The sequence below is a fragment of the Tenacibaculum sp. IMCC1 genome, from assembly GCF_054906355.1.
Window position 1 is genome coordinate 2,015,395 of record NZ_CM142818.1, and the last position, 23,227, is coordinate 2,038,621.

Sequence of the window (23,227 nt, forward strand, 5' to 3'; positions counted from 1 at the left end):
TTACAAATAAATGTTGAAATTTGTTCGTTAGTATTACATGACAAACTTTATTCATAATGAAAAAGATATATAAAATATTATTAGGTATTATAGTTTTTTTCTTCATCCTTTTGGTTAGTATTCCCCTACTATTTCAAGATAAAGTGATGAACTTGGTAAAAACTACTATTAACAACAACGTAAACGCCAAAGTTGATTTTAGCGATTCTAGCTTAAGCCTACTTAGAAATTTCCCAAATGCATCAGTTCAATTATCTAACCTAACAGTTATTAACAACACTCCTTTTGAAGGTGATACTTTAGTATATGCTAAAGAAGTAAACTTAGCATTAAAACTTACAGAACTTTTTAAAGCTTCATCTGAGCAGCTAAACATTAAATCATTTACTATTGATGATGCTCTAGTAAACGTATTGGTTGATAAAAAAGGAAATGCTAACTACGATATTGCAAAACCTTCTGAGACAGAAGAGACAAAAAATGAAGAACCATCTACTTTTGGACTTTCCATTAATTCATATGCCATTAACAATGCTACGATAAAATACAATGATGAGCAAGGTAAACTAAACCTTGAACTAGCTGAGTTAAACCACAGTGGAAGTGGTGACTTTTCTCAATCTAATACAGAACTAGATACTCAAACATCTACTTTAGTTTCTTTTGGAATGGACGGTAATTCGTATGCAAAGAATCAAAAAATAGAGTTAGATGCTATTTTAGGAATGGATTTAACTAATATGAAGTTTTCTTTCTTAAAAAATGAAGCTAAATTAAATAACCTTCCTTTGGTTTTTGACGGTTTTGTTCAAGTTAACGAGAAAAACCAAGAGGTTGATATCAACTTCAAAACTCCGTCTTCTGACTTTAAAAACTTTTTAGGTTTAATTCCCGAAGCTTATACTAAAAGTATTGCTGACGTGAGTACTACAGGTAATTTTAGTGTAAATGGAAAAGTAAACGGAATTATTGATGATAAACACATTCCGAAATTAGACATTTCTATGAAGTCAAATAATGCTTCATTTAAATATCCTGATTTGCCTAAAAGTGTTCAAAACATTAATATTGATGCGCAAATAAAAAACACTACTGGTAAAACCGAAAATACGTTTGTTACTATTAATGGGCTTTCTTTTAAGATTGATCAGGATACTTTTTCTGGAAAAGGAAATATTTATAATCTAACTACCAATCCAAAGATAAATGCTAGTTTAAAAGGTGTTTTAAACCTTGCTAATATTAATAAAGCATATCCTATTGATTTAGAAAATGATTTGAGCGGAATTTTAAAGGCTGATTTGCATACGGAGTTCGACATGAAAGCGATTGAAAACAATACTTTAAGTCGTATTAAAAATAATGGAAAAATGGAGGTGAGCGACTTTATTTTTTCTTCAAAAGATGTTGTAAATCCACTTCATATTAAAAATACAGTGGTTAATTTTACACCTGGCACCATTACCTTAAGTAAGTTTGATGCTACCTCAGGAAAAAGTGATTTAAATGCTACAGGAACAATTAAAAACCTGTTAGGCTTTTTACTTTCTGACAAAAAACTACAAGGAAACTTCAAGCTAAACTCAAACAATTTTTATGTTAGCGATTTTATGCAAGAAAGCCCTGAAGCTATTGAAAAAAAAGAGGAAACATCTAAAAAAGACACACCCAAAGAGTCTTTAAAAATTCCTGCATTTTTAGACTGTGCCGTTTCTGCAAACGCTAAAACTGTATATTACGATAATTTGACTTTGAAAAATGTAAGAGGAACATTGCTTTTAAAAGACGAAAAAGCCATTTTACAAAACATGAATGCCGGTATTTTTAATGGTCAAATTGCTTTAAACGGAGAAGTTAATACACAGCAAAAGAAACCTACATTCGATATGAAGTTAGGCATCAAATCTTTTGACATTGCTCAATCATTTACTAGCTTAGACTTATTACAATCATTAAGCCCTATTGCCGGAGCTATGAATGGTAAATTAAATTCTGACATTGATTTAATGGGAAGTTTGAATGACGATTTTACTCCAAACCTTACCTCAATTTCTGGTAATGCTTTAGCTGAACTATTGACAACTAGCATTAACCCTGAAAAAACAAAAGCACTTAGTTTATTAAACAATAAATTGTCTTTTATTGATTTAAAAAAACTAGATTTATCTGATATTAAGACATATTTATCTTTTAAAGAAGGTAATGTAATTGTAAAACCATTTGATTTAAAGTATAAAGATATTGGTATTACTGTAGGAGGTAACCATGGATTTGATAAAACAATGAACTACAACGTTACACTTAATGTTCCTGCTAAATATTTAGGTAATGAAGCACAAGGATTACTTGCAAAATTAAGCGCGAAAGAGCAACAAAACATAACAGTTCCTATTACTGCTAATATTACAGGTAACATGACAAGTCCTTCTGTAAAAACAGATTTATCTTCATCGGTTACTAAGTTAAGCCAGAAATTAGTTCAACAACAAAAAGACAAGTTAGTAAACAACGCTATAGGTAGCTTATTAGGAAACAAAAAGAAGGATAGTACTAACACAACCAATAAAAAAGACGAAACGGTTAAAAAGGTAACAGACGTTTTAGGTGGTTTATTCGGAAAGAAGAAGAAACAACAAAAAGATACTGTTAAGTAATCTTTTGTAACATTATTTCTTTTTCATAGTCTTACATTATATATTAAGAGAACTTTGTAAGTTATTTAACACTTCTTAAATACAATTTACAAAGTTCTTCTTTTATGTTTGTCACCAACAACTAACTGACTATGAAAACCATAACTACATTTTTATTTTTAGCATTCTCTTCAATTGTTTTTTCTCAAATTACAGGAAAGGTTACCGATATTAAAAACCAACCTATCTCTTTTGTAAGTGTATATTTAGAAAATACTATTACAGGTGCTACAACCAACACAAACGGCAACTATGAATTAGCTTTTAACTCAACAGGACAGCACACTCTAGTATTTCAAATGTTAGGTTATAAAACTGTTAAAAAAACAGTTGAAATTAACTCTTTTCCTTTTATCTTAAATATTGTTTTAGCTGAAGAAGAAGTTTCCTTAGATGAAGTCTTAGTATCTTCTAAAGAAAATCCTGCTAACAAAATTATTAGAAATGCTATTGCTAGTAAAGCAAAAAATACTGATAAATTTGCTGAGTATACTGCCGATTTTTATTCTCGTGGTTTATTTAAAGTAAAAGATTTACCGAAGAAGTTTTTAGGACAAGATATTGGTGACATGGGTGGTGGATTGGATTCTACTAGAACAGGCATCGTTTACCTGTCTGAAACCGTATCTAAAATCTCATTTCAAAAAAGACCTAAAAACTTTAAAGAACATATTATAGCTTCAAAAGTTAGTGGACAAGACAACGGAATTAGTTTTAATCAAGCAGAAGAAGTAAATTTTAACTTCTATGAAAATTCTTTTGATTTAGCTGATGTTAAAGTTATTTCTCCTATTGCTAATGGTGCTTTTGGATACTACAACTATAAACTCACTGGTGTTTTTTATGATAAAAACGGAAAACTCATTAACAAAATTCAACTTTTACCAAAACGTAAAAACGATCGTGTTTTTAGTGGCTTCATCTATATAGTTGAAGATGATTGGGCTATTTATGGTGCCGATGTTATTGTCACTGGTGCACAAATAAGCCTACCAATTGTAGATTCACTACACATTAAACAAAACTATAATTTCTCTACTAAAAACAAAGCTTGGGTACCTGTTACACAAACTATAGATTTTAAAGCTGGTTTATTTGGATTTCATTTTAATGGACGTTTTTCTGCTGCTTATTCTAACTATAATTTCAACCCTAACTTTACCGAAGATACTTTTGGTAACGAAGTACTTTCGTTTGCTGAAAATGCTACAGAAAAAGATTCGGTATATTGGAATGAAATTCGTCCCGTGACTTTAACTTCTGAAGAAATATCAGATTACAAATTAAAAGACAGCATAAAAACTATTCGAAAATCGAAGAAATATTTAGACTCTATAGACACTAAAAATAATAAGTTTAAACCGTTAGATATTCTTTCTGGGTACACTTACCGAGATTCTTACAACAAGTGGTCGTTAAGCACTTCTTCCCCCATTGAAAGCCTTAACTTTAATACGGTGCAAGGGTGGAATTCTTCTTTAGGTGTTAACTATCGAAAATCACTTAACAAAAAAGGAAAACGTTTTAGTATTGGGGCTAATGTTAATTATGGTTTTTCAGAGAAAAAAGTGCGTCCTACAGCCAACTTCAACTATCGTTGGAACAATACTACGCGACCAGTTTTAACAATTTCTGGAGGAGTTGCCACACCACAATTCAACTCTAAACAACCCATTTCTAAATTTTGGAACACAATAAGTTCTATTGGTTTTGAACGAAACTATTTAAAAATTTATGAAAAGACATTTGCTAAAGCAATCTTTTCACAGGAAGTAACTAACGGAATACGCATGTTCTCTTCTTTAGAATTTGCAGACAGAAAGCCACTATTTAATACAACCGATTATGTAATGTTTCCGCAAGACGATGTAGACTACACTTCTAATAATCCGCAAGATCCTACAGATTTCTCTACAGGTTTTACGCCGCATCAAATGTGGACTTTTTCTTTAGGAGCAAACATTAATTTTGGTCAAAAGTACTTATCATATCCTGATGGAAAATATAATATACCAAGTCGTAAGTATCCATCGCTATATATTGGTTATCAAAAAAACTTTGGATCAGGAAACTCTGAATGGAACTCTGATGTGGTTTTTTCTCAATTGTATCAACAAATAAATTTAGGTAATTGGGGTGAATTTGCTTACAAAGCAAAGGGAGGTGTGTTTTTAGAGAAAAAAGACATTCCGTTTATAGATTATGCTCATTTTAATGGAAATCGCTTGTTAATAGCTCCAAAAGACAACTATTTGAACAACTTTTATATGCTTCCTTATTATAAGTTAAGCTCTAATGATAAATATGCTGAACTTCATGGTGAATATAACTTTAAAGGAGCATTATTAAGCAAAGTTCCTTTGTTAAATAAACTTAACTTTCATTTAGTTACTGGTGCAAAAGGATTATTTACAGCGGGTAACAAACCTTATTCTGAGTTTGCTATTGGTTTAGATAATGTTGGTATTGGAAAATGGCGCTTTTTACGTGTAGATTTTGCTCGCTCTTACTTTAATGGAAAATCTGAAAATAGAGTTGTTTTCGGGATAAAATTGTAGATTTGTTATATGAAAATAACTCTACTATTTTTCGGTATATCAACAGATTTAGTTGATAATTCTTCATTAGAAATTGAACTACCTAACAAAAGTACGGTTGCTAGTTTTAAAAAATTTCTTGTGGCAGAATTCCCTGAACTACAAAAAATGAGTTCGTATGCGGTAGCTATTAACGAAAGTTACGCTACTGACAACATACTAATAAAAGAGAATGATGTAATCGCAATTATTCCTCCAGTAAGCGGAGGATAATTATTTTCTTCCTAATAAAAGAAACTATTAAGCCTTAACCTTTTTTAAGTATTTTCCAACGAAAAATGTTCCGAAAGGTAGAATAGACAGTAAACAAACGATTCCGAAAGTTTTACCATTCCAATTTAGCTCGTACTTTAACATAATAGCTAATACAATATAGCCAACAAATAGTAATCCATGAGGCATACCAAGCATTTTAACATACTCTGGATTTCCTTGTAAATATTTAATTGGCACAGCAATAAAAAGTAATAAAATATAAGATATCCCTTCTAATAAACTTACTAATCTGAAAAAATTAATCATTTGGATTTTCACTTAAAAATTGGTTAGCAAAGATACTGAAATATTACGTCCTGCAGCTGAAACCCCTGAAGCAAATTCTTTATAATGTTCATCAAACAAATTAGACAATTGCGCTTGCAAAGCAATGTTTTTTGTGAACTGATATTTCCCATACAACCCAACAGTCATCCAACTAGGGCTTCCGTAGTATTTATCAATATCCTCAGTCGCATCTGCATTTACAATTGGTGTTTGTTCATGGTTATCAATACCCTCAGTTATATTATAATCTGAAATATCTTTTTTTGCATTAAAAACTAAGTTGGCTCCACCTTCTAACTTCTTGCTTACATAACTTACATCAAAACGACCAAATAATGGTGGAATAGACGACATTGGCTCGTTGGTATCATAAGTTTTTCCATACGTATAGGTAACAAATCCTGAAGTATTCCAATTTCTATGTAACTTTCCTTGATAACTAACTGTAGCACCCGTAACATAAGCTGTTCCTTTATTAACATTAGCTACAATAGCTCCGTCTTCTCCGTCATACTCAATAGTTGAACTTCCATTTAGTTCAAAATTTTCTCTGTAAATGTAATTATTCAACAAAGTGTAATACACATTTGCCCCAACCCTAAATTTTCTATTGTTAAAGTATTTTTGAGCTCCAATTTCAGCATTGTATGCATGTTCTGGTTTTAAACTTGTATTCGGTATAGTTACCTTACCGTTCTTCTCTCTTATTTTACCTACATCATCAATATTTGGTGATCTAAACCCAGAGGATAACACCGTGTTTAATTGCCAAGTTTTATTTGGCTTATATACATACCCTATCGTTGCTGTTAGCGATTGATTATCTAGCCTTATATCATTTTGAGGAATATCTATAAACGTTTCATCTAACCATTTTGCTTTCAATATTGTATTAGTGCCTCTAATTCCTGTATTTAATGTTGATTTACTATTAATGTCTTGACGATAATCTACATAAAAAGCTGAACTCAAGTAACTACTTCCTCCATCAGGGTATCGAGATTGTACAGTAAAGTCATTATCAAAACCAACAATTTTATTACCATTAACACGTAATGTTTTTCCGTAAGAGTTTGATGCTACATCATTGTAAGTAACTTCTACTCCATACCCTAAATTCCTTCTTTTAGCTAAGGGTATTGTAAAGTCTCCATTTAAACTAAAAACATCAACTTTTTCTTCTCTGTAAGACCTATCTAAGCTTCCAAACTTTCTTTGTATGCGACTTTCTTTTATATTTTGGTATGCTAAAGTAATGGTTCCACTATCCATCCATTTTTTCTTAGGATTTATAATTAACTGTGGAGATACTAACAAACGTTCTTGTGGACCATAATACCATTCAGCAAACTTTAAGCTTCCATTTTTTAACTCTGTTAACTTATCAAAACGAGGAATGTTCGAAGAGGTTGAATACTGTAAGTTTAGTTTAAAGTCTGTGTTTTTTGAAAAAGGAACATAAAACTTTTGTAATACATCTGTTTGACTATAGCCTGTATTTCTTTGTAAGTTTTGATTAGAATTAACAACCGGTGTCTCGTTATAAAAAGTATTAGTATTGTTAGAGTAAAAAGGCAATTTACCCCAATTTTCAAAACCATGAGAACGGTTTTCTCCCATCTTTAAATCTCCAAAATTACTATGAGCTACACTTGTAAAAGACGCCCATTTTTTAAATCTTAATTCAGCAGAAGCTACATTAGTTATTTCATTGTTTGCTGAACTATATCTTAAAAATGTATTTCCTTTAATTTCACTTCCTTTTTCTGATAACTTCGGGGTTTTAGTATAGTAGTGAATTACACCACCTAATGCATCTGAACCATAAATTACTGATGACGGACCAAAAACAACCTCTGTTCTATCTAATAAGTTTGGAGCTACTGTAATTGAGTTTTGTAAGTGTCCTTTTCTATAAATTGCATTATTCATACGAACACCGTCAACCACCAAAAGAACTCGATTACTTTCCATTCCACGTAAAACAGGACTCCCTCCTCCAAATTGTGATTTTTGAACTTTAATTCCAGGTACACTCGCTAATAAATCTGCTGAAGTCTGTGGAGATAGTTTTTCTATTTCTTTTGAAGACACCACTGCTATTTGTTCTGCTATACGGTTGGTTTTTTCTCTGTTCTTAAAAACAGAAACAACTACCTCATCTAACTGTTCTGAGTTTTTTGATAAATATACGTGGTAATTATTCTTTTTTATTACAGATATTTTTTCTTGGTATCCAGCATAAGATACATGAGCAAACGTAAGCAATTCATTTTTTTTAAAATTAGAAACATCAATTTTACCTAATTCATTACTTATTGCAGATGTTGTTTTGTTTTTATTAAAAACTGCCACAGCTTCTACAGGTTTTCCTGTTTCAGCATCAATTACAGTAATAGTTTGAGAAAAGATTGTAACAGTTAAAAGTAAAAAAAATACAGTAATTATGTTTTTCATATTAATTAAACACGGTTTCTAAAACATCTAATGATTTAGGTTTTCTAAATCCTTCCAAATGTAATTCATAATATTGAACTATAATTCGGAGAATAATTTGTCTTTCTTTTTTTGAATAAGAAATTGAATTTATTGCATCAAAATTTATGCCTAATATACCTTTAAAAAGAAGTAATTTTTTTCCCGATAGAGTTAGCTTTTCATATTCCGTATCGGTAAAACCTCCTTCTAACAAATTAAATGCTGTTTTATCAATATTGGTTGTATCTGGATAAAAACCTAAATACCTAGATAAATTTAATAAAAATAGTAAATGAAAGTTTGCAACCTCATTATGTGTATCTAACCAAATTATAGAAGTTTCAATATAACTGTATAAAGGATTATTTTCTTCCTCTTCTTGTAGAATATATGATAACACTTCAGATAAAAATAATACAATTGTTTGCTTAACAACAGAAGTATAAATAGTTTCATAAGGATGAATCACTTGCACTTCTTTAATAGAATGCAATGAGCTTTTATTACTATGGTTTGCCGTAAGGTTTAGCTGTGTTAATGGTTGAAAGTGCGCAGGTTTTAACTTTCCTTTTTTTGATTTTAGCACTCCTTTTATCATGTACGATTTTACTCCTTCTTGTAAAGTAAAACATTTTACTATCAAACTAGTATCTCCATATTTAAGAGAACTCAAAACAATGGCTTTTGTAGTAACTACTGCCATTTAACCAAGTTTAACTATTAAAATCATTAATCAAAGATATACCAATAATACCAACAAAAATAGTACATTCGTGTAAAATTGATTCCTTTAGTATGGCAACAGAGATAGAGCGAAAATTCTTGGTAAAATCTACAGACTTTAAACAAGAAGCTTTTCAAAAAAACTACATAAAACAAGGTTTTTTAAATTCAGATAAAAAAAGAGTAGTACGAGTTCGCTTAAAAGATAATACTGGTTTTTTAACTATCAAAGGGGCATCAAGTGCTAATGGAACTACTCGATTTGAATGGGAAAAAGAAATTGATAGGAAAGAAGCTGAGAGTCTTTTTGATTTATGTGAAAAAGGTAGTATTGAGAAATATAGATATTTAGTAAAAATTGACAATCATATTTTTGAAGTAGATGAATTTTTAGGGGATAATGATGGATTGCTTATTGCTGAAGTTGAGTTAGAAAATGAAAATGAAAGTTTTACAAAACCTGAGTGGTTAGGTAAAGAAGTTACTGGAGATGCTAAATACTATAATTCTAACCTAAGTAAATTACCGTATAAAAAATGGTAAAACCATCTAAAAATAGATGATTTTACCATTTTTTATTTTAATAATCTTTTTATTTTTTTAAAATACTAAGTGTTTTTATTTCTTCTCCTGATTGTATTTTCAACAAATACATCCCCTCTTTTTTTAAGATGCTTTCATCAATCACTACATATGTTGAGGATGAGTTAACCTTTTCAGTATAAATATGTCTCCCCAATAAATCGTATACATGTAATTGTATATCCTCTTTTTTAGAAAAACCTGAAAGGTTAATTTTTGTTTGTGATTCAAAAGGATTTGGAGCAGCATAAAGCGTAACATTTTTACTTAATTCATTATAACGAGCTCCAACAGCTCCAATTCTATTTACGGTTGTAATTGGCAAGTTTGCCGCTTTATTATAGGCATAATCTGTTAGTGTGTAAGATTGCCCATTACTTGCTACTGAAACATGAAACCATCCATAATGTGTATTTCCATTTATTTTAAAAGAAAAACCTATAAATCCTGTTTTTCCATCCCATAGAGTATAATCAGAAGAACTAACTAAAAAACTATGTGAATCTGTTACGAAATTACTTGAACTTCCAATTACTACTCCTTCTTCTAAATACGACACTTCATTACTCACTCCATTACATACCAATTCTTTACCGTAAGTTACTAATCGTAAAGTATTACCTATATACCAAGCACCATAATCTGTATCATCACCTGATTCGATTCTAAAAAACTTCCAAGTATCATTTGATCTGACTGTAAGGTCATCTATATCAACATATACAATATTATCTGTTGTATCACAAGGCAAACATGAACCTCCACAATCAACACCAGTTTCATCACCGTTTTGAACACCATCATTACATGTTGGCAAAGAATTCTCAGATATTATTATTTTATAATCCTCAACCTCTCCATAACTAAAAGACTCACAAGATGTTGCTATACCATTATACTTCATTGAGACCCTCATTCTAGTATCTCCTAATACTGCCGAGTTAGGCACAGTAAATTGTCCAGAAACTATATTATCTTTAGACGCTGATTTACTCCAAACCAGTTCACCTGGATCTGTAAAATCTCCATTTTTATTATAATCAATCCAAACACTATAACCTTCAGAATATTTTGTTGTTCTCCAACTCGGAGTTATTGTTACTGAATAACTATCTCCCCTTAATAAATTAGTAGATATAGAAGCTGTATAATCAGCATACCCTTTGCTTGAACTAGAAGAACTATTATCTATTGTATGTAATTGTACTCTACTAATAAATTCATCGTTAGCATTTTTACCATTAGAATCACAGTAAGTAATAGCTACGTTACATGGCTCACAAGTACCACCACAATCAACACCAGTTTCATCTCCATTTTGAATACCATCATTACACGTTGGTTGACCTCCATAAACTTTACTTCCTGCTTTAATTTCTCCATAGGGTTCTGTACTATACGCATAATCTAGAAGTGAATAGGAAGAACCATTATTATTCACTTGTACTCTAAACCATCCATAATTTAACTTTCCTGGATATAGTTGAAATTGAAACCCTATATATGCCGTTTTACCATCCCAAGCTGTATAATTTACATCTCTAATCACATGCAAATCGGGGTAAGCCCCTCCTGACACCCATGAACTTTGCTGGTTAATTTCAGTATTGAGTGTTAATGGTATTGGGTTTCTTGTTCCTGGTTGACATACCAACGCTTTTTGATACGTTTCCAATTTTAGTGCGTTGTTTTCAAAAAAAGTTCCGAAAGCATTATCATTTTCTGCTCCTTCTATCCTAAAAAACGTCCAAGTACTACCTGAGTTCGCGGTATAATCCTGGTTATCTACATATACTATTTTGTAAGGGTCATAAAAACTAAACTCAAAAGCTACTTTATTTGAGTTTAAGGCTGTTGTACCTCCCGAAATTGCAGCATCTTTAAATGTTATAATTCCGGTTGAATTATTTGCTTTTACATGGTTCAGAGCTTTACCTGTAAAATTTACACTTAACTTTCTGTTATTAACTACCGAAATTTGTGCTGATATTCCTTGTGGAAGATTTAAGTCAAAATGAGTACCAAGAGACAGGTTTCCAGATCCAACAGCAAATGTTCCTCCCTCTAATGTAATGTGCTTTGCTTCATTAACAATTGTACCGTTATTTGTTAGTGCTTCTTCAACTTTATTATTATCTACCACAAGTGAACCTCCTGACAAATTAACTCCTGTAGCTACTAAGTTAGATGGTTGCCATAAGGGTTTACGAGCTGGATGATCTAATGCTACTAACATTCTATTTATTTGTCCTTGTGTAAACATTTTTGCACAACCTGATGCGGAATCATAGCCCATATAGTTTTCATAGTTAATTAAATTACCACAATCACTCGCACCTACATTACAACCATCATCTCCTGAGTTAGTGTCTTCTTTTGGAGTATCATCTACATAATCTCCATTGGGATCATTACAACCCCCTTCAAATGTATGAATAAGATTTAACCAGTGACCAAACTCATGGGTTAATACTGATGCAAACTCTTTATTGGTATTTCCATGAATATAACGTCCATTATAAACTACTCTTGCTGTATTATTATTAGACATTGCTGTGTTAGGATACCATGCAACTCCTGAGTTTGTCGAACTTCCATCTGCATATAAGTCTCCCATAATATATACATTCATGTACTTATAATTATCCCAGGCATCTGCAGCTATTTGAGCATCATAACCACCTCCATTCCCATAACCAGCCTTTTCTGGGTGGAATACAACACCATTAGTGCTCCCTCCATTAGGATCTATCTTAGCTAATGCAAACCGTATACTAAGTGTACCTCTTCTACCAGAAAAAACAGGGTCTACCGTATTAAAGTCATCATTTAGTCCATTAAAATCTTCATTTAACTTATCTAATGCTACTTTTATCTTATCGTAAGTTACAGTTAATCCATGCTGAGTAGCACCATAAACATGTACTACTACTGGAATGATGTACGTTTCTCCCGCTCTATTTGATTGCGAAATTTGCTTTTTACTAACTACTTTTTTTGTGTAGTGGTTGAACCTCTCAAACTCTTTCTTTGATTCAGGGTATTTTGAAAATACCTTTTGATTTTCAATTGTAACTTTACAGTCTTGAGCCAACATAACCTCAACACAGAAAAACAACAAAAAGAAGAAGGGGAACAAAATATTTTTTTGTTTCATAATTGATTGATTTTAAATTACTTAACAAACCTACAACTACAAAACAAATTAAATTAATACAATAGTAACCAATATAAATAATAAATTACCAATTAATATAAATTTAACTTTAAAATGATTTTTTATTTATTTTTTTAACATTAAAACTAAACAAAAAACAAAACACATGTGAAATGAGATAAACTTCCAAGCAAAACAAAAACATGAAATGTTGCGTGATTATAGCTCAATTTTTTTATAGAATAGAAGATAGCTCCAACGGTATAAAAAACACCTCCAAGAAAAAGATACATTACCCCATCTTCATGCAACCTTTCCATTAATGGTTTTATCAAAAAAACTACTTGCCAACCCATTAATAAATACAATGCTGTAGAAAGCCTATCAAACTTCCCTGTAAAAAAGAATTTTAATATAACACCTATAAATGCAAACACCCAAACAAAGATAAACATATACCAACCTAATTCTCCTGACAAAGTAACCAGACAAAAGGGAGTATAAGTTCCTGCTATTAACACATAAATAGCTGCATGATCAAAAATATTTAGTTTTCGTCTTAGCTTAGGTTTTTTAGCTGCATGATAAAAGGTAGATGCTGCATATAGAATTACTAAACTAAATCCATAAATTAAAAAACTGACTATCTGCCATAAACCATCGTAATTGAATGATTTATGTGCCAGAAAAGGTAAGGCTATAATACTTAACAATAGCCCAAAACCATGAGTAAGTATGTTTAATCTTTCCTCTTTTTGGCTGTAATGGTTATTTAAACTTTCTTTCATGAATGGAACGATTTGTGTCTTTCATATACAACTCATCATTAATTAATTCATTGTATATTATATTATAAGTCTGCTCCCTTAACTTGTTCTTATCTTGAGTAATTAAATTTTTTGTCTCTATGAATTTACATTGTTTTACTCGTAGTACACCTGGTGATCCTTTAAAGAAATCCCATGAAAATAAACGCTTCCCGTCATAATAAACTTGAGGCACAATAGGTATTTGATGCTCAATAGCCAAACTGAATGCTCCATTTTTAAAAGGTGCTAAAACTACATCTTCTGTTGGCACTAAACCTTCAGGAAAAATAGCAATACTTGTTCCATTTTTTAATCTCTTATGGGCTTCTTCATATACTTTTTTTCTACTTTCTAAATCACTCCTATCAACTACAATAACGACTTTTTTATAAAAAAAACCAAAAATTGGAAATTTTGCTAATTCTTTCTTCCCTACAAAAACTATTGGATTTTTACTCATTACTATTAACACCCACGGATCAATAAATGATGCATGATTACTACAAAACATGTAACTCTCATTACAGTTTATTTCCTGTTCCCTTTCTATATTTAATCGAAACCCCATTCCATAAATTAAAAAGAAAGCCCAAACTCTAACCATTTTCCAAAAAGCAGGGTAATACTTCTCATCTGAAGTTAAGACTAGTAAGAAAGGTAACATTATTAGTATGGAAACTACTATTAACGTGTAAAACCAAACACGCCAAATAAAACGAATAGGAAAATATATGTATTTCAAATTTTTAAAATTTATAATTAACCAACTAACCTTATTTTTCTTTTTCTTTTTTGAGGAATTTAAAAATCCAAACTCGTTTAAAATGCGAAAGTAGTAATTTCTTTTGTTTGATAAATTTTAAGCTTATTTTTGTTGACTTAAGCAAGCACTTATTAATAATATTTCAAAACAGACTTATGTCAAGAATTTTAACAGGAGTACAAAGTACAGGAACCCCACATTTAGGAAATTTATTAGGAGCAATTTTACCTGCAATTGAAATGGCTAATGATTCTAAAAACGAATCATTTATATTTATTGCAGATATGCACTCTTTAACCCAAATTAAAGATGGGAATGAATTACGCGAAAACACTTATAGTGTTGCAGCTACTTGGCTTGCTTGTGGTATTGATATTAATAAAACCGTATTTTATCGTCAAAGTGACATTCCTGAAGTTACTGAATTAACTTGGTATTTAAGCTGTTTTTTTCCATACCAACGTTTAACCTTAGCACATGGTTTTAAAGACAAAGCTGATCGTTTAGCAGACGTTAATGCTGGTTTATTTACCTACCCTATGTTAATGGCTGCGGATATTTTGCTGTACGATGCTGAAGTTGTTCCTGTAGGAAAGGATCAGTTACAGCATTTAGAAATGACACGTGATGTAGCTAATAGATTCAATAATATTGTTGGTGAAACTTTGGTTCCACCTCAAGCCAAGATAAATGAAAACACAAAACTAGTACCTGGCGCTGATGGCGAAAAAATGAGTAAATCTCGAAATAACTTCATCAATATTTTCTTACCAGACAAAAAGTTACGTAAGCAGATTATGGCTATTCAAACAGATAGTAAAGCGTTAGAAGATCCAAAAGATCCAGATAGTGACAATGTTTTTGCTATATATAGATTGTTAGCTTCAGAGAAGCAAATTAGCGAAATGTGTGCTAATTATGAAAATGGAGGGTATGGCTACGGACATGCAAAACAAGCTCTTTATGAATTAATTCTAGACAAATTTGCTGATGTACGTACTAAATATAGCCACTATATGGAAAACCGTCATGAAATTGATGAAGCTTTAGCTGTAGGAGCAGAAAAAGCTCGTTTAATTGCCAAAGATGTGCTACAAAGAGTTAGAGGAAAAATAGGATACTAATTATATCATCTAGTAAATAAGTCATTTTATCCTTAAAAAATTAGGAGTATATCCCCTATGAAAAACGGGGAATAGGTAACCTTTGTTAGTTGTGTTTTTTGATAGTTTTACACTACTATTAACCTCAAACTAACATATTATGCCACATTATGCACAAGGAACAACAGGATGGACAAAACTAAAAGAATATCAAGCTTTATGGGATCCTAAAATTGATTTGGGTAAGTTTTACTTTACGACATTTCAGGGGAAAAGACAGGAAACTCCATATATGACAGCAGATAATTTTGCTAGAGTAATTGACATTTTAAGAAATGAAACTCCTGTATATGGAAACGCAACTACTGGCTCTGTAACCACACAAGGAGAACTTGTAGGCGAAGAAGAAAGCTAGGAAATTCAAATATAATAACTAAACCCAGAATATATATTCTGGGTTTTTAATATAGGATATCAATAAAAAATATTCATATAAAATTTACAAAAGTACTGTAATCTTTTTTTACTTTTACTTCTCAAAAGGTATTAAAACCTCGCATGAATAGCAAGGTTACAAATATAGTAAAAGGTTAATTTATCTTGTGAATTTTCTTAAGTGATATCTTTTGTCGCTAGGGGTATAATCACTTCTAATATAAAAATCTTTATATTTAAAAATAGTGTAGGCAATATCGCTTTTTCTAGGGGTACTTTTTATTTTATCAAAAATATTCCTAGGTATTTTGGTGTCTTTAATGTGCTCAAAACCTGTGTTAAATAAACATTCAATTTGAGTTGATTTTGTATTGGTGAAAGAATTATATGCAAACATGGTAGGGTTAAAGAAAAGGTTCACATTTACACTTCCTAGGCTAGCTATTGGTCCGCCTATTCCTCCAAAACCTGCCATCATCATTGGAGCAGCAGACCTTTGTTCAACATACCCCTCTAAAGTAAACAAGTAACTATTTTTATTTTTAACGACTGAAACACCAATTTTACCAGTAGTTATTTTACGTAAAAATTTCTTAGTTTTTTCTAGCTCTCTATAACCGTTATAAAAGTCTCCTTTTTGAATGATTGGAGAGTTTTAAAGAGTATTTCCTCATCTTTACTAGCAGCTGAAATTCCCAGTTGCTAAGTCTAAGATGTATATTGATAAAATATCCTTCGTAGTTGCTACTACTGCTATTTTATTAACAAAGATAAAAGAATTGTTTTTTTCTTCCTGATTTAATATTAGAAAGAGGTTTGTTGAAAGTTGCTGTTGAAACTTTATGGTTTGTTAAGTTTACAGTAAATAATTGAGTTATATTTTTAGTTATTAAGAAGTATAAAAAACCTCGCATTAAAGCGAGGTTGCGAATATAATCTGTCTTATTTATTAGAATCAACATTTAATACTTTTTTAGCTACAATATATTTTCCATCTTTAGTTATTCCTTCTATAAAAAGAGAGATATTTGTATTAGCTGGGTTGTGTATTTTAAAACTTAAATTTCCTTCATTATCTAACATAACGTTAGGAATCCAGTCTATTACAGCATATTCCTTGTAAAAGGAAGTCTTGTAAGTTTTGTATTTAGGGGTGTAAAACTTTTTGCTACTTGAAAAGGTTAAAGGGAAATTAAACTTCCTGTTATTGTCAATTTTTCTTCTTACGCTAGAAGATTTACGTGTATAAATCTTTAAAACTCCATTAGACCCACGCATACCCTCACCAAATCCATGACGATTTGCAACCATATAATCTATATCATCCATATTAAAATGATGCAAAAAGTCTAAATTTGATTGAATTACATCGTCTAAGTAAACAGTTGGAGGTGCTGAGTTGAAGGATGATCTTCCAGAACTTTTACTTAGAATAAATCGTCCCATATATTCAGTAACAGTAAACCCCATTACATATGAAGTGATATAGTTAGGTAATCTTAAATTAGACTTTCTAAGAGAGTCATCGATTAAATAGATATCGCCCCAATTTTTAGATTGAATCTTATCAATTTTTTGCTGTCTTAAATTTACACTAATAACAGCTTCGTCTAGGTTTTGGTATTCATCAAGCTCAGAGTATAAAAAAGGGCTTCTTTTAAATTCATATGAATAATAACTGTTTTCTGGAGGCAAGGATGTTTTTAAATAGTTATTAATTAAGGGGATTTTATTAGGAGAAAATTGAACGTATAAATTAGGTTTAATTAGTTTTCCATTTTTATTTAATTCACTTAATTTTAAAGATTCTTTTTCCAATGGATATAAGCCGTCTTCCATAAAAAACTTTTTATTTTCTTGGACATTTATAATACTTGGATTATTAAGCTTTAATGGAGAAATAAAAAATTTAGAGTTATTAATATTGTTTTTATTAACTTTAATGGTAATGCCATTTTCAAAAGCAAAGTGGTTTGAAGTATTGTTTTCAAAAATTGAGTTCCAATCATAACTACTCCAGCCTTGAGTGAGGAGTAAATTGTCTAAATGATATTTCTTTTTTCTATTAATGTTGGTGAAATAATATCTAGCATTTTCTATATAGCCTTTAACATATGGTTGTAGGTGTGTATAAGAAATTATATTATGGTTTTTTTGATAAGCTTTAGTTTCTTTTGGTAGTACAGATACACTAAGATGAATATTATTTTTAGGTCTGTTAGAAAGTTGAAAGAAGGGGATGTCAATTTGTAAAGAATCTCCTTTTTTTGAAAGTTTAGGCTCTTTTAAAGTTAACGTTTCAATACCTTTATAATTGAAAAAAAGACGTTCTAAAATAGGGTTATTGTCTTCGTCAAAAAGTGTAAAAATATTTATACCAGGGAGTAATTTTTTATAATCAATTACTTTAAAAAAACTAGTTTCTTTAAATTTAATAACTGCTTCTTTTATAATAACTCCATTATGGATAGTTAATTTAAAAGGCTTATTTTTAATATTTCTTAATGTTTTTTGATTTGTTCCTAACTCTATAAGAACTTTGTTGTTCACTTGGTTTAGTTTAATTGAAACTCCTTTACTTTTAATTCCTGTTATGGTGTGTTTATATTCTTTATCTAAATGTATGATTTTAACTATGTAATTTTGTTTCGCTTTTGGAAGTAAAGAAAAATTACCAATACCTAAGAAGTTAGTTTTAAAAGTAGTAATAAGGGTGTTGTTAGAATCGTATACTTTACCTGCTACATTTGGAATACCATATCCGTTACTGTCTTTTATGGTAACTCCTACTTTAGTTTTTATATTGTTTATGAGGTAACCACCTTCGGGTAAAAATTGAGCATCTATTACACTAGAAAGAGTCTTTCTTTTTAAGTAAGAATTTTTTTCTGGATCAATGACTTTAAAAGATTCAACAAAGGTGTTGGGTTCATCAAAATTTTTCATCCAGTTTGTGTATGCTTTAAAAGTATACTTTCCACTAGAGAAAAGACTATCAATCTCAAAAGAGTTATATGCAATTCCTCGATTAACTTTAATTAGTTTACCCTTAATAATATGATTTTTTTCATCTGTAATAACACAATATAAGTTTTTAGTTAAGAGTGAAGGAGTTTTTTTAGCCTTATCAATTATATAACTACAAAACCCCAGAGTTTCTCCTTTTATATAGGTAGATTTGTTGAGTTGAGAATAGGCTAGCTCTCTATAGTCAGAAGCATAGTTTTGAAAATTAGTAATTACTGGGTTTGTTTTTTGTTGTTGTGTAAAAGAGTAGGTTTTAATAAAAAGAAAATTAATAAATAAAGATAACTTAAGGGTTTTGGTTAGCTTTTTGTAGAATAAGAGTTCAGTTTTCATGTAATTTTTTTACTAATGAGTGTCAAAAGCCTTTCAAAAATTATGCCTTAAATTAAGTGTATTTATAAGGTGTACTAAAGATTTAATAGAATCGTAGTTTTAAAGGGTTTATTGATAGGCAGTAAGGAGTTAAAATCTCTTGGGCAAATAGGTTTAAAAAAAGTAAAACCTCACTGGAGAGTGAGGTTTTGTATATAAATTGTATTTTAATTTTAAGCTATAAACTCCCCATTATTCACCTTTTCAGAAGGTTGAACAAAAGCTAGTTTACCATCAGGAGTATCTGTCATTAAAATCATTCCTTGACTTTCTACACCACGTAATTTTCTAGGAGCTAAATTACACAGTACAGATACTTGCTGACCAACGATATCTTCTGGTTTAAAGCTTTCTGCAATACCAGAAACAATCGTACGTGTATCAATACCAACATCGACGGTAAGCTTCAGTAGCTTTTTTGTTTTAGCTACTTTTTCAGCAGCAACAATAGTCCCTATTCGAATATCCATTTTGGTAAAGTCGTCAAATTGGATAGTTTCTTTTTGAGGTTCTACTACTTTGTTAGCAGCTTCATTTGCTTTCTTGGTAGCTTCTAACTTGTCTAACTGTGCTTGTATGGTTTTATCTTCAATCTTAGAAAATAATAATTCAGCTTTGTTTACTTGATGGCCTTCAGGTAATAAAACATCTTTTTCAGCTACATCATTCCAAGCAAGCGTAGTATCAATATTTAAAATTGACTTTAATTTACTTGAAGTAAACGGTAAAAAAGGTTCTGATAACACTGCTAAACCTGTTGCGATTTGCAAGGCAACGTTCATAATAGTTTTGGTGCGCTCTTCGTCAACTTTAATTACTTTCCATGGCTCTTCGTCAGCTAAATACTTGTTACCTAAACGAGCTAAATTCATCATTTCTTGAGAAGCTTCTCTAAAACGATAACGTTCTATAGATTTTGCAATAATATCTGGGAATTGCTGTAATTGCTCTAAAGTGTCTTTGTCAATTTCTGAGAATTCCCCCGCAGGTGGTACCTGCCCGTTGTAGTATTTGTTTGTTAATACTACGACACGGTTGATAAAGTTTCCGAAGATGGCTACTAACTCATTATTATTTTTAGCTTGAAAATCTTTCCAAGTAAAATCATTGTCTTTATTTTCAGGAGCGTTAGCTGTTAAGGTATAACGTAACACATCTTGTTGATTTGGAAACTCTTCTAAATACTCGTGTAACCAAACAGCCCAATTTTTAGAAGTTGATAGTTTATTTCCTTCTAAATTTAAAAATTCGTTGGCTGGTACATTTTCAGGTAAAATAAAATCACCATGAGCTTTTAACATAGCAGGGAAAATAATACAGTGAAATACAATATTATCTTTACCAATAAAGTGTACTAATTTGGTATCGTCTTTTTTCCAATAATCTTCCCAGTTTTTACCTTCACGAGCAGCCCATTCTTTAGTAGAAGAGATATAACCAATAGGCGCATCAAACCAAACATATAAAACTTTTCCGTCAGCACCTTCAACAGGAACAGGAATTCCCCAATCTAAATCACGGGTTACTGCACGAGGACGTAGTCCGTCATCAATCCATGATTTACATTGCCCTAATACGTTAGGTTTCCAATCATTTTTATGTCCTTCTAAAATCCATTCGCGTAAGAAAGCTTCGTGTTTATCTAAAGGTAAAAACCAATGTTTAGTTTCTTTTAAGGTAGGAACATTTCCAGTAATAGCTGATTTAGGATTAATTAAATCTGTAGCATTATGACTTGTCCCACATTTTTCACATTGGTCTCCATAACTTTCTTCGTTTCCACATTTTGGGCACGTACCAATTACAAAACGATCTGCTAAAAATTGATTAGCTTCTTCATCATACAATTGTTGCGTAACTTCTTCAACAAATTCACCATCATTGTATAATTTGATAAAGAAATCTGAAGCTGTTTTATGATGAATTTCAGCTGAAGTACGTGAATAATTATCGAATGAAATCCCAAAGTCTTCAAACGATTTTTTAATGATTCCGTTGTACTTGTCAATAATATCTTGTGGAGTAACACCTTCTTTTTTAGCACGCATTGGTATTGCAACTCCGTGTTCATCAGACCCACAAATATAGGCTACGTCTTTTCCTTTTTGACGCAGATAACGCGCATAAATATCTCCAGGAACATACACTCCTGCCAAATGTCCAATATGGATTGGGCCATTTGTATAAGGTAATGCTGCTGTAATTGTATATCTTTTTGGTGTACTCATGTTTTTCTACTAAAATTAAAGCGCAAAAGTACGAAAAAGCAATTTTTTATACTGTTATAAATTAGGTACATTTGATGGATTTTAGACTTTTAAAGTCAAGAAAAGTAACTTGTTTATGGAAAAAAGAATTTTCACCTTATTTTTTATACTGATAATTATATCAGGTTATGCACAAAATAAAACGATGAAGTTAACCACACCACCCTATTTGCAAAAGGGAGATACGATTGCAATTGTTGCTCCTGCTGGAATATTAAAAAATCGTAAACAAACCATTGATAAAGCTAAAAAATTAGCAGAAATTTGGGGGTTAAAGGTAGTGTATGGGAAGCATATGTTTAATCAGAATGATCATTTTGCAGGTACTGATGAAGAACGTTGTCAAGATTTTCAAGACGCGTTAGACAATCCTAATATTAAGGCTATTTGGAGTGCACGCGGAGGATATGGTTCTGTGAGGATTTTAGATAGATTAGATTTTACTAATTTTAAAAAACATCCAAAATGGATTATTGGGTATTCTGATATTACAGCATTTCATAACCATATTCATAATTTAGGTATTGAAACAATGCATGCGATGATGGGAACAAGTATGGAAGAAGATCCAAAAGATCTTGTGCAAACAATCGCTACTTTTAAGAAAGCATTATTTGGAGAAAAATTACGCTATGAAGTTCCTGCTTCACAAGAGAATAAAGTAGGTGAGGTTTCAGGAGAATTAGTGGGTGGTAATATTGCTATTTTGGCTTCGATGTTAGGGTCGGACAGTCAAATTTCTACAGATGGAAAAGTTTTGTTTATTGAAGAAATAGGAGAATATAAGTACTCGATAGATAGAATGTTACAAAGTTTAAGGCGAGCAGGGTATTTTACTAAAGTTAAAGCGATTATTGTGGGAGATATGACTAAGATTAAGAGAAATACCACTCCTTGGGGAAGTTCAATAGAACAATTAATTTTGGACGTTGTTCCTAAAGATATCCCTATATTATTTAATTTTCCTGCAGGTCATGAACCAGATAATAGAGCATTGATAATGGGTAGAGAAGTTAAATTATCGATAAGTAAGAATAAGCAGTGTTTGGTAGAATTTAATTAACTGTTTTTTGTTTTACATGTGTTTATTCCTAACAACTTGTATAATGGGCAAAAATTTATTAAACTAGTAACCAAAAGTATAATTGCTAATACAAGTAAGATATTACCAAAAATTCCTGTAATAAATTCAAAGTAAGATAGCATAGCTATTATAAGAGCAATGAAAGTTCTAATAGCTTTATCAATGTTTCCTATGTTTTTTTTCATGATAAAAAGACTTACGGTTACTCAAATATAAGTTTTTAAATGGCACAACACAATGAACTTGGTAAGAAGGGAGAGCAACTAGCAATAGATTATCTTGTTAAAAATGGGTACACTATTGTTGAAAAAAATTACTATTTCCAAAAAGCAGAGGTTGATATTATTGCTCAAAAAAAAGATGTATTAGTTGTTATTGAGGTTAAAACAAGATCTACATCTTATTTTGGAAATCCACAAGACTTTGTGAACTCAAAGAAAATAAAGCTATTAGTTACTGCTATTGATAATTATGTAAATGAACGAGGGTTAGATGTTGAAATACGGTTTGATATCATTGCTATCATTAAACAACGAAATGAGTTTGTAATAGAGCATATTGAAGATGCATTTTTATATTTTTAAAAAAGAAAAA

Annotated in this window: 18 protein-coding genes; 8 read left to right on the forward strand and 10 right to left on the reverse strand. The window is 30.9% G+C overall.

Going from position 1 to position 23,227, the window contains the following annotated elements; all coding sequences use genetic code 11:
- The first annotated feature begins 56 nt into the window (after window positions 1–56).
- From ACXIHB_RS09470 to moaD, 3 genes are all read left to right on the forward strand, one after another.
- Window positions 57–2,654: an AsmA family protein gene (locus tag ACXIHB_RS09470; RefSeq protein ID WP_462098118.1), complete on the forward strand. Its 2,598-nt coding sequence runs from the start codon at window positions 57–59 to the stop codon at window positions 2,652–2,654.
- Window positions 2,655–2,785: 131 nt separating this feature from the next.
- Window positions 2,786–5,251, forward strand: coding sequence for a DUF5686 and carboxypeptidase regulatory-like domain-containing protein (locus ACXIHB_RS09475; protein ID WP_462098119.1), 2,466 nt, complete (start codon window positions 2,786–2,788; stop codon window positions 5,249–5,251).
- 9 nt (window positions 5,252–5,260) lie between these two features.
- Window positions 5,261–5,503 carry a molybdopterin converting factor subunit 1 gene (gene moaD / locus ACXIHB_RS09480; RefSeq protein ID WP_124587700.1) on the forward strand — a complete coding sequence of 81 codons (243 nt, stop codon included), beginning with the start codon at window positions 5,261–5,263 and terminating at the stop codon, window positions 5,501–5,503.
- 27 nt (window positions 5,504–5,530) lie between these two features.
- Here moaD and ACXIHB_RS09485 read toward each other — a convergent pair whose 3' ends face one another.
- The 3 genes from ACXIHB_RS09485 to recO are packed head-to-tail and all read right to left on the reverse strand — an operon-like array spanning window position 5,531 to window position 9,014.
- Window positions 5,531–5,812, reverse strand: a complete 282-nt coding sequence (locus tag ACXIHB_RS09485; protein ID WP_047787909.1) for a DUF3817 domain-containing protein — start codon at window positions 5,810–5,812, stop codon at window positions 5,531–5,533.
- A gap of 12 nt (window positions 5,813–5,824) precedes the next feature.
- Window positions 5,825–8,290: a TonB-dependent receptor gene (locus ACXIHB_RS09490; RefSeq protein ID WP_462098120.1), complete on the reverse strand. Its 2,466-nt coding sequence runs from the start codon at window positions 8,288–8,290 to the stop codon at window positions 5,825–5,827.
- Window position 8,291: 1 nt separating this feature from the next.
- Window positions 8,292–9,014: a DNA repair protein RecO gene (gene recO, locus ACXIHB_RS09495; RefSeq protein WP_159611031.1), complete on the reverse strand. Its 723-nt coding sequence runs from the start codon at window positions 9,012–9,014 to the stop codon at window positions 8,292–8,294.
- 92 nt (window positions 9,015–9,106) lie between these two features.
- Between recO and ACXIHB_RS09500 the strand changes: the two genes are divergently transcribed.
- Entirely contained in the window at window positions 9,107–9,577 is a 471-nt protein-coding gene (locus ACXIHB_RS09500; RefSeq protein ID WP_462098121.1) for a CYTH domain-containing protein, read from the forward strand.
- A 49-nt stretch (window positions 9,578–9,626) separates the two neighbouring features.
- Here ACXIHB_RS09500 and ACXIHB_RS09505 read toward each other — a convergent pair whose 3' ends face one another.
- The 3 genes from ACXIHB_RS09505 to ACXIHB_RS09515 all read right to left on the reverse strand — a co-directional run bounded on the left by ACXIHB_RS09505 (window position 9,627) and on the right by ACXIHB_RS09515 (window position 14,324).
- Window positions 9,627–12,773 (reverse strand): M43 family zinc metalloprotease, encoded by a 3,147-nt coding sequence (locus tag ACXIHB_RS09505; protein WP_462098122.1) that lies wholly within the window; start codon window positions 12,771–12,773, stop codon window positions 9,627–9,629.
- 146 nt (window positions 12,774–12,919) lie between these two features.
- Window positions 12,920–13,561 (reverse strand): PAQR family membrane homeostasis protein TrhA, encoded by a 642-nt coding sequence (gene trhA / locus ACXIHB_RS09510; RefSeq protein ID WP_462098123.1) that lies wholly within the window; start codon window positions 13,559–13,561, stop codon window positions 12,920–12,922.
- The gene (locus ACXIHB_RS09515; RefSeq protein WP_462098124.1) at window positions 13,542–14,324 is read right to left on the reverse strand and encodes a lysophospholipid acyltransferase family protein; all 783 of its coding nucleotides are present in this window, start codon (window positions 14,322–14,324) and stop codon (window positions 13,542–13,544) included. The genes trhA and ACXIHB_RS09515 overlap by 20 nt, the downstream gene beginning before the upstream one ends.
- Before the next feature lie 176 nt (window positions 14,325–14,500).
- Here ACXIHB_RS09515 and trpS point away from each other — a divergent pair, with 176 nt between their 5' ends.
- The gene (trpS, locus tag ACXIHB_RS09520; protein ID WP_462098125.1) at window positions 14,501–15,469 is read left to right on the forward strand and encodes a tryptophan--tRNA ligase; all 969 of its coding nucleotides are present in this window, start codon (window positions 14,501–14,503) and stop codon (window positions 15,467–15,469) included.
- 139 nt (window positions 15,470–15,608) lie between these two features.
- Entirely contained in the window at window positions 15,609–15,863 is a 255-nt protein-coding gene (locus ACXIHB_RS09525) for a hypothetical protein (protein WP_047787916.1), read from the forward strand.
- A 180-nt stretch (window positions 15,864–16,043) separates the two neighbouring features.
- Here ACXIHB_RS09525 and ACXIHB_RS09530 read toward each other — a convergent pair whose 3' ends face one another.
- From ACXIHB_RS09530 to metG, 3 genes are all read right to left on the reverse strand, one after another.
- Window positions 16,044–16,409 (reverse strand): hypothetical protein, encoded by a 366-nt coding sequence (locus ACXIHB_RS09530; protein ID WP_462098126.1) that lies wholly within the window; start codon window positions 16,407–16,409, stop codon window positions 16,044–16,046.
- Window positions 16,410–16,825: 416 nt separating this feature from the next.
- The gene (locus tag ACXIHB_RS09535) at window positions 16,826–19,243 is read right to left on the reverse strand and encodes a hypothetical protein (protein WP_462098127.1); all 2,418 of its coding nucleotides are present in this window, start codon (window positions 19,241–19,243) and stop codon (window positions 16,826–16,828) included.
- 212 nt (window positions 19,244–19,455) lie between these two features.
- Complete coding sequence (gene metG, locus ACXIHB_RS09540) at window positions 19,456–21,510, reverse strand: methionine--tRNA ligase (protein ID WP_462098128.1); 2,055 nt, start codon at window positions 21,508–21,510, stop codon at window positions 19,456–19,458.
- A gap of 115 nt (window positions 21,511–21,625) precedes the next feature.
- Between metG and ACXIHB_RS09545 the strand changes: the two genes are divergently transcribed.
- Complete coding sequence (locus tag ACXIHB_RS09545; protein ID WP_167712496.1) at window positions 21,626–22,612, forward strand: S66 peptidase family protein; 987 nt, start codon at window positions 21,626–21,628, stop codon at window positions 22,610–22,612.
- Here the strand turns inward: ACXIHB_RS09545 and ACXIHB_RS09550 are convergent.
- Window positions 22,609–22,818 (reverse strand): YgaP family membrane protein, encoded by a 210-nt coding sequence (locus ACXIHB_RS09550; protein WP_047788258.1) that lies wholly within the window; start codon window positions 22,816–22,818, stop codon window positions 22,609–22,611. The genes ACXIHB_RS09545 and ACXIHB_RS09550 overlap by 4 nt on opposite strands.
- Window positions 22,819–22,857: 39 nt before the next feature.
- Here ACXIHB_RS09550 and ACXIHB_RS09555 point away from each other — a divergent pair, with 39 nt between their 5' ends.
- Window positions 22,858–23,217, forward strand: a complete 360-nt coding sequence (locus tag ACXIHB_RS09555; protein ID WP_159611053.1) for a YraN family protein — start codon at window positions 22,858–22,860, stop codon at window positions 23,215–23,217.
- Window positions 23,218–23,227: the final 10 nt, after the last annotated feature.